Here is a 12,897-nt window from a genome sequence, read left to right as displayed (position 1 = left end):
ACTAATAATAGCATGGCTCTTAATTATAGAGCCATGCAAATGAAATCAAATAATGCATTAGAGGGTAATATGACCCATTTTACGAGAAATCTTATCTGCAGTGTAGCGCTAGGCTTAGCAGATTTTATTAGCTTTACAGCATCACTCTATATTGCGTTAGGTGTACTTAAATTTACTCTAACAAGTTTCGATATAAGAATTCCTGGTGATCAAATTGAAGGTTGGATTTATTTACACTGGATGTTAGGGATATGTAGTGTAGCTTGGTTTGGCGTACGATTACGACATTATTTTTATCGGAAGACGTTTTGGTTTGAATTAAAAGAAATACTAAGGACGCTGCTTATATTTGCCGTGTTTGAATTAGCAGTTATGGCGTTTGCCAAATGGAGTTTCTCAAGATATTTATGGTTGCTTACTTGGATATTCGCTCTCGTTTTAGTGCCACTAGCTCGAATGACGATAAAATGGGCTCTTGACTATTATGGTGTTTGGTCAAGAGATACGTGGATAATTGGAAGTGGGAAAAATGCTCGAGAAGCATATAAGGCTATCAATAGCGAAGCAAACATGGGCTTAAAAGTAATTGGTTTTGTTTCAACTGAACCAAGCGATGAGTTAACGACTTCTATCGATAATGTTCCAGTAATTAAGGTAGATGCTGATTGGCTAAGTACTATTAGTCAGCGAATGCAATTCATTGTCGCTGTTGAATCAGATCAAAGCAATATAAGAAATAATTGGTTACGTGAGTTTATGATTAGGGGGTTCAGATACGTATCCGTGATACCAACATTGAGAGGTATGCCTCTTGATAGTACTGACATGTCATACATTTTTAGTCATGAAGTAATGATATTTAGAGTACAACAGAATCTTGCGAAATGGTCATCAAGAATAATCAAAAGGATTTTTGATATTACTGCATCTTTAGGAATTATCATCTTGTTATCTCCAGTGCTAGTTTATATTAGCTTAAAAGTTAAAAAAGATGGAGGGCCAGCTATCTATGGTCATGAACGTGTAGGCAAAAATGGGAAACCATTTAAATGTCTAAAATTCAGATCGATGGTAATTAATTCTAAAGAAGTTCTTGAAGAGGTTCTGGCAAATGACCCTGAAGCCAAGGCTGAATGGGATGAAACATTTAAATTAAAAAATGATCCTCGCATTACTAAAATTGGTCAGTTCCTACGTCGTACCAGCTTAGATGAACTGCCACAATTATTTAATGTCGTCAAGGGTGAGATGAGTTTAGTGGGTCCTAGACCTATTATCACTGCAGAGCTTGAACGCTATAATGAACAAGTTGATTATTACCTTCTTAGCAAACCAGGTATGACTGGTTTATGGCAGGTAAGTGGACGAAGTGATGTTGATTACAACACGAGGGTTTATTTGGACGCATGGTATGTGAAAAACTGGTCAATGTGGAATGATGTGGCTATTTTATTCAAAACAGTCGGCGTGGTTTTAAAAAGAGATGGAGCTTATTAATCATTATGAGGACTGATTATTTTCCAGTATAAAGCCCTTCTAATTTACTCATTAATAGAACTTTAAAATGAATAACGACATTGGTTTTTCAGATATAGTTTTTAATACGAGAGTCGAGCTACTACCGTTAGGACTTTTTTTTCTAAACCTCATCATTATTTCAATTATGTTGGTAAGAAATTATAAGAGGTTTGGAATATTAAGTTTATCGGCCTACTGGATAATATTTTCATTTGTATTGTGTATCCAAGTACAGTTTTTCTCAGCATTCTCTTATATAAACTATACAGCAAGCCATGACATCTATAGATATAGTAGATTTACAAATATCACTTTTACTATATGTTCTATAGGTCTATATAGTTATTTTGTCGGTTGGCTTTTAGCCGACAAAGTAAAATTCGTGCCTATTGGATTTAATTTTGTACAAAGGGGGACTTACGGTTTTTTTTCAAGTAATGTTTTATATTTGATGTCTCTTGGGTTAATGGGTTTAATATTGGTTTTATATATTGCCATTGGGGTTCCATTTGGAGATTCGCGGATTTTTGCTTTATTGAATCCAGCCTTAAGGCCTATTATTAACTTCGGAACATCATTATTTAATTTTTTATTGTCGATTTATTTAATCTCGGCGATAATAACCCGGAAAAAAAAGTTTTATATTATAACTTTATTGGTTGTAATTTTATCATTATGGTCAGGTGCAAGGGGGTCTTTGTTAAATCCAATAGTCATGGCCGTAGCCATTATTTCAATGACCAACAAGAATAAAAAAATCTTCAAATACGTTTTTGGGGCGGTTATTATTTTTCTTATTCTTATGCTGATGAAAGCTATACGTGATGGTCAGTTGTTAGAAGAAGGCCTTGATTTTAATAATATGCTTTTTGAGACTTTTTTTGGAAATACTTTTTCCGATCTACGAGATTTTACGTGGATCTACTCATGGTGGAATGGTGAGTTTTTATATGGGAAAACTATATTTGCAGGCGTTATATCATTTGTACCATCTTTCATTTCTGAATATAGGGAGTTATGGGGATGGGGGCGGTGGTCAACTTCTCTTGTAAACCTTGATTCTAGTATACACGGAGGTTTAAGGCCTACAGTTTTTGGTGAAGCGTATTTTAACTTTGGAATAGTTGGTGTTATCGCCTTAGGTTTTTTTCTGGGGTTAAATATATCAAGGTTGGATAAAATAATTTATATTAAAAGAAATATTGACAGAGTAACCAAAAATGAACTTATTTGTTTGATTGGTTATTCATTTATATATTACTCTATAATTACTGCATTTGTTATATCATCTGGATATTTCAATATATATTTAAAAGTAATTCTGCTTTTAGTTGGTTCTTTATTTGTCAGAAAAATTAGCAAGGAGATAGCGTGATCTATATTAATGGGCGATTTCTGGAACAGAAACTTACTGGAGTTCAGCGTTTTGCAAAAGAAATATCCATCCACCTTAGCTCCATAAGGGAGGACGTTATAGTTCTTGTAAGTAATTTAGATAATATTGATGATAATACTATTTTTGAGAGATTAAAAGTTGAAGAATTAAGAGGTGGATCAGGTCACTTTTGGGAACAAATAACGCTACCGAAATTTTTGATAAGCAAAGGGAAACCTTTACTTATCAACTTAACAAGTACTGCGCCAGTTTTTTATAAAAATAAAATATCTACACACCATGACATTACTTATATTAGATACCCTCAAAGCTTTTCACTTTCTTTTAGGATGTTATATAAAATTTTGATACCTAAGATATTATTATCAAGTAAAGCAGTAATTACGGTAAGTGAGTTTTCTAAAAATGAAATATGTGAATATTATAAATTAAATGAAGATAAGGTAGATGTCATTTACAATGCCGTGAGTACTGTATTTTTAAATTCTACAAGCGAAAAAATGACTTCAAGGCCATACTTATTAGCGGTCTCTTCACCAAATTATCACAAAAACTTTGAGGGATTAATCGAGGCTTTCTCTGGATTAGAAATTGATATCGACTTAAAAATTATAGGCTCGTTATCTTCTAGCTTTAATAAAATTGAGTATGACATCAAAAATGACCCACGTGTGATGTTTATGGGCCGTGTAAATGACTCTGAGCTTGCTAATTTATATAAAAATGCCTTTTGTTTCGTTTTTCCCTCTTTTTACGAAGGTTTTGGAATACCGCCACTTGAAGCTCAAGCTCAGGGATGTCCGGTAATTTCTTCAAATGCCGCCTCTATGCCTGAAGTATTGGGTAACAGTGTTATCTATTTTAACCCTAATGATATAGAAGATATCAGGCAGAAGCTTCTAGACATTTTTGTTAATAAAGAAGGAAGAAAGCGACTTATTGAATTAGGATATAAAAATATCGAAAGATACTCATGGGCAAATTCTGCTGAGAAGTTAAATGATATAATTAATGAGATTTAAGATGAAAATTCTTCATGTTGCAGAGATTGTTAAAGGCGGTGTAGCGTCTGTTATGAATCAATTGATTGCAGGCCAAGAAAATGGTAATGATTTAAAGATCATTATTCCAAGTAATCAATTATCAGAAATACAAATTAATAATAAGAACAATATTATACCATTCTACAGTATAAAAAGAAGTATCTACTCTCACTTTAATCTTTTAAAAACATTCATAATATCAGTTATAAAATTTAAACCTGATGTCATACATATTCATAGCACTTTTGCTGGTGTTATTTGTAGGTTATCACTATTTTTACTCCCTTCTCGTAACATAAAAATAGTTTATTGCCCTCATGCGTTTTCTTTCATGATGGATAATCATAAGTATAAAAAAAATATTTATATTTTAATTGAACGTTTTTTATCACGAGTAACACAGAAAATAATATGCGTGAGCGATCATGAATATAATGAAGCGGTCACGCACGGATTTAAGAAAGATAAACTTGTAACCATATATAACGGAGTTCCAGATTTTGGAGAGCCTACCAGGAAAAAATGGCTTTTAAATGATAAACTGAACATTTTATTTGTTGGTCGGTTCGAAAGACAAAAAGGGTATGACCTATTACAAGAGGTCATTAAACACTTTTCGAATAGAGAAGATATTTACTTCCATCTTGTTGGTGATTTTGTTGATAATAAAGATAAAACATACATAAATACAAACAATACCGTGACATATGGCTGGATGCCTCATGAGAAAGTATTAGATTTATATCAGAATGCTGATCTTTTAATTATGCCATCAAGATGGGAGGGACTTCCAATGGCAGCATTAGAAGCGTTAAATGCGGGACTACCTATTTTAGCAAGTAATTGCTCGGCTTTTCCGGAACTAATTAAGCAAAATGAAAATGGTTTTCTTTTCGAGAACGAAAATGTTGATGATATTATCAATGTAATCCTTAATATACTAAATGATAGCGATGTATTAAATAAGCTCACGGCTATGTCAAACAAATGTAGGGAAATTTATCTTAATAAATATGATGCTCGTATAATGATAAATGAAACATACAAATTATATAATTGAGGATTACATGAGAGATCGTATTGATGGGTTGCAATCACTGCGTGCTGTAGCTTCAATGCTAGTTGTTATAGATCATATTATAACTCAATTACTATATTATAAAACATATGGTGAAGTATATGACAAGATTCTAGGTAATATTAAAATTCTAGGCGACATGGGGGTGTACGTTTTTTTTATCCTGAGCGGATATATAATGCTTTTTTCAACACAAAAAAAACGGGGACCATATGACGCAATGATTTTTCTAAAAAAACGATTTCTCAGAATATATCCAGTCTACTGGTTTTGGCTATCGTTTCTTTTAGTCTTGTGGGCAATAGGTCTTGCTTTAAAACAACATTACTTTGGCATCGAGCGAATTATTTCATCCTATCTATTGCTTCCATACTCACCCGGAAATGAAGAGAAAATTAATCCTATTCTATCTCAAGGATGGACATTAATATACGAAATGGCCTTTTATGTGGTTTTTTCACTCACTATTTTTTTCAAACGTAAAGAGAACATAGCCTTTTTTACGGTCGGGTTTGGGTTTATACTTATCAATTTGGTAGGTTACCTTTTCAAGGAAGTTTCAAGTAGTATTTATATATTTTTCTTTTCATGGTATTTTTATTTATTCCTATTAGGCATGGTTATATATCTCATTCAAGATAAAATTGCAATAGCGATAAATATACCCATAATACAGTTGTTATTGATAGTAATTATTGCTGTTCTGCTTGTAGATTTGCTGTTTCTTAATAATTTCAATAAAACCATTGAGGCAATTGTATTAGCGTTCTTTTTATTCTTGCTTTTTTTGATAAAGAACGTAACTTCAAAAATGTTAAGAGCCCTTGGAGATTCCTCATATTCTTTATATTTATCTCATGGGATAATTGCAATGTTTTATGGGATGTTGGTAAAAAAGATAATTGCAAATGATGTAATCGCTCTTATGTTAGTTATACCGTTTACAATTGCAAGTATAATATTTGGCCATATTGCATATTTGACTATTGAGAAAAAAATCAATAACTATACGACCTCAAAAAAGGATGCTTACAAATGAAAAAGAATGTTCTATTAGTTATACCTTTTTTAGGTTACACTGGAGCTGAAAGGGTTATATTTACATTATTAAATAATTTAGACCGTGCTAAGGTTAATCCTCATTTGTTAATCTATTCAGACAAAGATGAAAAAAATGCATTATTGAAGCATTTAAAAAATGATGTGAGTATTTCTGCCATAAACTTTAAAGGCCGTTTCAGATATAATGTGCATAACATAATCTTTGGTATTCACAAAGCTTGTAAAAGATACTCTATTGATACTGTTTTGATTAGTGATGGTTCTACGAATGCAAGTATAGCTCCTTTTTTAAAGTTAATTGGAAACAAAAATACAAGATTTATTGCTAGAGAATCAAATTTACCAAGCCTATTTGAAAAAAACCATATAGTTAAGATTTTATATCGCATTTTTTATAAAAACTATAATACAATAATTGCACAGAGCGATGATATGTTCACCGATTTAACAAAAAAAATAGGTATACCCGAATCCAAAATTGTAAAGATCAACAATCCAATTGATTTAACATTTATCAATCAACGCATTATAGAAACTCCGGAGTTTGCTCTTAAGAAGGATAAAATTAATTTACTAACTATTGGTAGATTAACTTATCAAAAAGGATATGATCTATTACTTAACGCTTTTTCAAAATTAGATAATATAGAAAATTATCACTTGACCATTATTGGTTCAGGGGAAGAAGAACATAACCTTAAGAAACAATGTACTGAATTAAACTTAATAGACTTTGTTACTTTCTATAATCAAGTTGACAACCCATACGCAATCATGAAGCAAGCTGATGTATATATATCCAGTTCGAGATGGGAAGGGTATCCTAATGTGGTAATTGAAGCGATTGCGTGTGGTATTCCAGTTCTTGCAAATAAATACCCTGGTGGCATTAATGAAATAATAAAACCTGAGAATGGTGTTATTTGTGATGTTTCTACCGAGTTGGAACCATCATTAGAACATATCTTAACGTTACAAAATATTGCATTAAGCGAAAGTTATAATAATGTTATTTTTAAAAAGTATATAGAGCTTTTATAGTGACAAAATAAGATAATAAAGCTTTTACTAAAGAGTAATTCCATGAAAAAATATTTAGTCAATTCAGTTTGGGTATTGCTTGAGAGAATAATAAGACTGGTTGTTATGTTTGTTTTTTTCTCACTCATTTCTAGAGAGTTATCTGTTTTTGATTTTGGTATATTTTCGCTTAGTCAAACAGTTTTCACTCTCTTGGCTGGCATTGTTGTATTTGGATTTGATAATGTATTAATTAAGGAATTTTCAACAAATTCTAATAATGAAAAGTTCTTTTCTACTGCTATAATTAGTAGACTCTTATTGTCTTTTTTTTGTGTTCTTATCTTTTGTATTGTAATATTTTTTATGGATTATTCTGATACTAATAAATTTGTCTTTATCGCTTCATCTTTAGGGCTTTTTTTTCAAATACAAACGATTTACTATTCGTACTATCAGGCAACATCTAGTTCTTTTATTATTACTAAAACAAGCGCACTCGCGTTAATTATCTCATCAATTATCAAAAGTATATTTATCTATTATAAGTTGGGTATTGTTTATTACGCACTCTCGTTTTCTCTGGATTACTTTTTTTCCTGTCTATTTATATATTATGTCTCCAGGAGAAATAATATTAAAGTTTTGTTTAAAAACTTTGATTGCAAAATATTAAAACTTCTATTTATTCAATCTTTTCCTATTCTTTTATCAACCTTAATAGTGATGATCTACACAAGGATAGATCAATTCATGATTGCCTCTATGTTAGGGGTGGAAGACGTTGCGAAATTTAGTGTTGCAGTTAGGATTTCTGACGCTTATATGTTCATACCCATGGCAATTAGTGTTTCTTTTTTGCCTATGGTTTCACGCGACCCTTCTGGTCAAAATATACAAAAATATTTCCATCTAACGCATTTTTTCACTTTCTTCTCTGGGGCTTTTGTCATCATCTTATCGCCAATAGTAATAAATTATTTTTTTGGCGTACGTTACCATGACTCAATAGCTGTTGTTAATATTATTGTTTTTGCAAATATTATTTCAGCGTTGGGGGCTGTTAGTTCAAATATTTTAATTCTAAGAGGAATTACATATTTGAGAATATATAGAGCAATAGCAGGATTAGTAGTAAATATTGGCCTTAATTTTTATTGTATACCTAAGTTTGGTATTCTTGGGGCTGCATATTCTTCATTATTAAGTCAGGTTATTGCCGCGTGGATATCAAATGGGTTTTCTAAAAAAACTGTCGACTGTTTTTACTTTCAGTCAAAGTCGCTTCTAACTTTTGGTATCCCCAGTGTTGCATATATATATAATGAGTTACGTTCTAAGCGAATAAAAGATGGGGAGTAGATGAAATGTTTTTACTTAAGTCATATCTAAAGAAATTCAAAATATTAGTTATGTTAAAATATTTATTATTCGGTTTTATATCATTATTCATTACAATCGGTAAATATATTTACTGCATCATTTTTTTCAATGATGGAAGAATGGCATTATATTGTGACCTGACAGTAGGATTGAAAGAGTTAAAAACAAAACGTACTATTCTACCTCATCCTATTGGCGTCGTTATTGGAAAAGGCGTTCAGTTGGGATATGATTGCAAAATCTATCAATGCGTTACTATTGGTTCAAAATTAGAGGATGGTGTTAGTTATCCGAAATTGGGTGATAACGTAACCATTTATGCTAATAGCGTCATTGTAGGAGGGGTTTCTGTGGGTAATAATGTTACAATCGGTGCTTCGACTTTGATATTAAAAGATATACCTGATAATTGCATTGCTATAGGTAACCCTGCCAAGATAATTCCTAAAATTTAAAAATAAAATTTCCTACTCCGGCTGATGTCTTAATGAACTTTTATTTCAAACATATTAATTTTTGATAGGACTCTAATGGTGAGGATATGTTAAATTACAAAAGACGTATTTTTTTTAGGAAAATTTTATCTCTACCATTAGTTTGTTATTTGGTAGGAGTAAAAACCACAAATGCTGAAGGTTTAAATAATTCTAAATTGGTAGACGAAAAAAAAGATCCAGAAAATATTTATTCCAAAATTTCAAATGAAGGTAAAGTACCTGCTTCATTGATTGAAAGCGAAATGCAAATAAATTTGCAGCGATGGATGAATAACGGAGTAATAACTCCAAATATGTTTTACAATAAATTTGATAAAGATTGGCATCCAGCTTTTTTAAAAGCATCGCATGCAGCACGGAAACTTGCACTTCCAGTAACTTTATTGCCAACAACATATACATTTCTAACCTCTATCGATTTGACCATGTTTTCATATGGTTTCAACTGTGTCGGTGATAGAAACAATAAAGTTGTTCTCAAAGCAATTGGTAATAAAGAAAATTCTCTAGTCTTTGTCAAATTTCAAAATGTTGACAGGCGACGAGTTGGTGGTTTTTTAATTGATGCTAATCAATTATATGATGTTGCATTTGATACATCTTGGACAATAAATGGTGGTCCATCACTGATGTTGGTTTGGGAGAAAATACAGATTCAAGGGTGGAGGAAAATAGGTTGGATTGCAAATAATAACAATGATGTGTGGAATAAGAATATAACTATTCTTGGCTCTTCTACTGAAAGTTCTGGGATTTCGTATTTTAATCACAGCCCAGGTGGACCTGTTTCTTTTGAAGGTTGTAGCTTTTCTGGTGGACGAGTAAAAATTACAGCTCAGCATATTAGTGCTTCTTTTTGTGTTTTTAGAGGTATTGAAATAAAACAGGGCGGTAGTTCATGGAATGTTTTCTCTTCCATTGGATGTCATTTTTTTAAAGATCACAAGTTCAACTCTTGCTTTATTATCTCAGGTACTGTTCAGGGATTTACTGTAACAGGTGGTTTGGTCGAACCTACAGATGGTGGAACTGTACTCTTGGGGGTTGATGATGCTGTCAACAATAGTGGGGCATTTATTTTCCAAGGGGTAAGGATAAGTTCTTATAATAAATTTAAACCTGCAATTTTAGCGGGTGGTGTTTTACGAAATGATTATGGAAAAAATGTTATTAAAATTACTGGAGGTATTATTGAGTTATCAACATTAGAACCCAGTGAGCTAGCGTGGGTTGATATTTTGACTTTAGATTCAGTTCTCGTGAATCAAGAGAAACCACTAGTAATGTCAAGGAATCTATCAAAAGTTAATTGGTCTTATTCGGATTCTTATGTTGAAAATGTAATTGTTCCTTCAAAAAAATCTTCTTCGTGTTTTGTACGTAATTATAATTTGAAACTGAGTTCTTCAAGTTCTGATTTTGGTATAATCGAATTTCTTGATCTCTCTAAAACCAGATATAGTCATGGTGTTTTAAATATAGTATATGAGGATTGTGCAGGATTTGCTGAATTTTCATATAAAAGAGTCAATGATGAAGTAACTGTTACCGAAAATGGTTCTTATTTTCCAGAAGCTGAAAGAAATGTTCATATTGCTATATTGAAGCAATCAATTTCGGTTCGCAATTCTCGACAGAACAACTCAAATAATAACTCTTGGGTTATATTTGTTACTTTTTCAGGTTATCTTGACTATCTACCGTAATTAATAACGATCTAGTGTTTCGCTAAATGGTTTTTAACAATAAAACTATTAAGTACACTAATTTTATATTGCGGTTATTATATATATTGAAATCATTTTTTGCTATCAGCATTCAGTTCTTTAAGCTATGATAAACCTAATAATGAACATGTGATCTATCACATGTAGTTCACACCTGACAGGAGTATGTAATGTCCAAGCAACAGATCGGAGTTGTCGGAATGGCTGTGATGGGGCGTAACCTTGCGCTGAACATCGAAAGCCGTGGTTATACCGTCTCCGTTTTCAACCGCTCCCGTGAAAAGACCGAAGAAGTGATTGCCGAAAACCCAGGCAAGAAACTGGTTCCTTACTACACAGTACAAGAGTTTGTTGAATCCCTCGAAACACCACGTCGTATCCTGTTGATGGTGAAGGCCGGGGCTGGCACCGATAGCGCTATCGATTCGCTGAAGCCTTACCTTGACAAAGGTGACATCATCATTGATGGCGGCAACACCTTCTTCCAGGACACCATCCGTCGTAACCGTGAACTGTCTGCCGAAGGTTTTAACTTTATCGGTACCGGTGTTTCCGGTGGTGAAGAGGGGGCTCTGAAAGGGCCTTCCATTATGCCTGGTGGCCAGAAAGAAGCCTATGAGCTGGTTGCTCCAATTCTGAAGCAGATTGCTGCGGTTGCAGAAGACGGTGAGCCATGTGTGACCTATATCGGTGCTGACGGTGCTGGCCATTATGTGAAGATGGTTCATAACGGCATCGAGTATGGGGACATGCAGCTGATTGCTGAAGCTTATGCGCTGTTGAAAGGCGGTCTGGCACTTTCTAACGAAGAGCTGGCGCTGACCTTCACCGAATGGAACGAAGGTGAGCTAAGCAGCTACCTGATCGACATTACCAAAGATATCTTCACCAAGAAGGATGAAGAAGGTAAGTACCTCGTCGATGTAATCCTTGATGAAGCTGCAAACAAAGGTACCGGTAAGTGGACCAGCCAGAGCTCACTGGATCTCGGCGAACCTCTGTCTCTGATCACCGAGTCCGTGTTTGCTCGCTATATTTCTTCGCTTAAAGACCAGCGTGTAGCCGCTTCGAAAGTGCTGAGTGGTCCGCAGGCTCAGCCGGCCGGTGATAAAGCTGAATTTATCGAAAAAGTGCGTCGCGCGTTGTACCTCGGTAAAATCGTTTCCTATGCTCAGGGCTTCTCCCAGCTGCGTGCTGCTTCCGATGAATACAACTGGGATCTTAACTACGGCGAGATCGCTAAGATTTTCCGCGCTGGCTGTATCATTCGTGCGCAGTTCCTGCAGAAGATCACCGATGCTTATGCGCAAAACGCTGGCATTGCTAACCTCCTGCTGGCGCCGTACTTCAAACAGATCGCTGATGACTATCAGCAAGCGCTGCGTGATGTCGTGGCTTATGCCGTGCAGAATGGTATTCCGGTACCGACTTTCTCTGCGGCAATTGCCTACTACGACAGCTACCGTTCCGCAGTTCTGCCAGCTAACCTGATCCAGGCTCAGCGTGATTACTTTGGTGCGCACACCTATAAACGTACTGATAAAGAAGGTGTATTCCATACCGAGTGGTTGGAATAATCTTTATATGCCACAGTCAGGCCAATTGGCCTGACTGTTATCTATTGTTTTTTTCTACAATAAACTGCTCAAAGTCATCTTATTTGTACGTCTTCATTATTTTTAGCTCTAATAGACCAAGTGTTTATCTTTTAAGAATTTGCCATATTTATACTTCTGTATATCTATAATAATCTGCTTCTGGCCTCAGAATATATCTGGGTGTTTAATAACAGGGTTTTAATTAAAGGATATTAATATGTTGCTTCCTGTGATCATGGCTGGTGGTACCGGCAGTCGTCTCTGGCCGATGTCTCGCGAGCTTTACCCGAAACAGTTCCTCCGGCTGTACGGGCAGAACTCCATGCTGCAGGAAACCATCACCCGACTCTCGGGCCTTGAAATCCATGAACCGATGGTCATCTGTAACGAAGAGCACCGCTTCCTGGTGGCCGAACAGCTGCGCCAGCTCAACAAGCTGTCCAACAACATTATTCTTGAGCCGGTCGGGCGCAACACCGCCCCGGCCATCGCCCTGGCGGCCCTCCAGGCCACCCGCCACGGCGACGACCCGCTGATGCTGGTCCTCGCCGCCGACCATATCATCAATAACCAGC

At 34.6% G+C, this 12,897-nt stretch carries 11 protein-coding genes; all 11 read left to right on the top strand.

Going from position 1 to position 12,897, the window contains the following annotated elements; all coding sequences use genetic code 11:
* The first annotated feature begins 69 nt into the window (after positions 1-69).
* Positions 70-1,497 carry an undecaprenyl-phosphate galactose phosphotransferase WbaP gene (wbaP, locus tag NKJ21_RS14985; protein WP_083565695.1) on the top strand — a complete coding sequence of 476 codons (1,428 nt, stop codon included), beginning with the start codon at positions 70-72 and terminating at the stop codon, positions 1,495-1,497.
* 67 nt (positions 1,498-1,564) lie between these two features.
* Complete coding sequence (locus NKJ21_RS14980) at positions 1,565-2,893, top strand: O-antigen polymerase (protein ID WP_083565392.1); 1,329 nt, start codon at positions 1,565-1,567, stop codon at positions 2,891-2,893.
* A complete protein-coding gene (locus NKJ21_RS14975) occupies positions 2,890-3,936 on the top strand; it encodes a glycosyltransferase family 1 protein (protein WP_254732965.1) in 1,047 nt (348 codons plus the stop codon). Before NKJ21_RS14980 ends, NKJ21_RS14975 begins: the two co-directional genes overlap by 4 nt.
* A 1-nt stretch (position 3,937) precedes the next feature.
* The gene (locus tag NKJ21_RS14970; protein WP_162822630.1) at positions 3,938-5,017 is read left to right on the top strand and encodes a glycosyltransferase; all 1,080 of its coding nucleotides are present in this window, start codon (positions 3,938-3,940) and stop codon (positions 5,015-5,017) included.
* 7 nt (positions 5,018-5,024) lie between these two features.
* A complete protein-coding gene (locus NKJ21_RS14965) occupies positions 5,025-6,074 on the top strand; it encodes an acyltransferase (protein ID WP_165369424.1) in 1,050 nt (349 codons plus the stop codon).
* Positions 6,071-7,138, top strand: coding sequence for a glycosyltransferase (locus NKJ21_RS14960; RefSeq protein ID WP_083565383.1), 1,068 nt, complete (start codon positions 6,071-6,073; stop codon positions 7,136-7,138). Before NKJ21_RS14965 ends, NKJ21_RS14960 begins: the two co-directional genes overlap by 4 nt.
* A gap of 42 nt (positions 7,139-7,180) precedes the next feature.
* Entirely contained in the window at positions 7,181-8,479 is a 1,299-nt protein-coding gene (locus NKJ21_RS14955; protein WP_083565382.1) for a flippase, read from the top strand.
* Positions 8,480-8,484: 5 nt separating this feature from the next.
* Positions 8,485-8,955 carry a serine O-acetyltransferase gene (locus NKJ21_RS14950; protein ID WP_085448390.1) on the top strand — a complete coding sequence of 157 codons (471 nt, stop codon included), beginning with the start codon at positions 8,485-8,487 and terminating at the stop codon, positions 8,953-8,955.
* 86 nt (positions 8,956-9,041) lie between these two features.
* Positions 9,042-10,703: a hypothetical protein gene (locus NKJ21_RS14945; RefSeq protein WP_139792135.1), complete on the top strand. Its 1,662-nt coding sequence runs from the start codon at positions 9,042-9,044 to the stop codon at positions 10,701-10,703.
* Between the two features lie 191 nt (positions 10,704-10,894).
* Entirely contained in the window at positions 10,895-12,301 is a 1,407-nt protein-coding gene (gene gndA / locus NKJ21_RS14940) for an NADP-dependent phosphogluconate dehydrogenase (protein ID WP_143887340.1), read from the top strand.
* 238 nt (positions 12,302-12,539) lie between these two features.
* The coding region (locus NKJ21_RS14935; protein WP_254732963.1) for a sugar phosphate nucleotidyltransferase at positions 12,540-12,897 on the top strand (358 nt) is incomplete at its 3' end.

It is taken from the genome of Klebsiella sp. SWET4 (genome assembly GCF_024296565.1).
GTDB lineage: Bacteria > Pseudomonadota > Gammaproteobacteria > Enterobacterales > Enterobacteriaceae > Klebsiella > Klebsiella variicola.
This window is presented reverse-complemented; position numbering and strand designations above follow the sequence as displayed.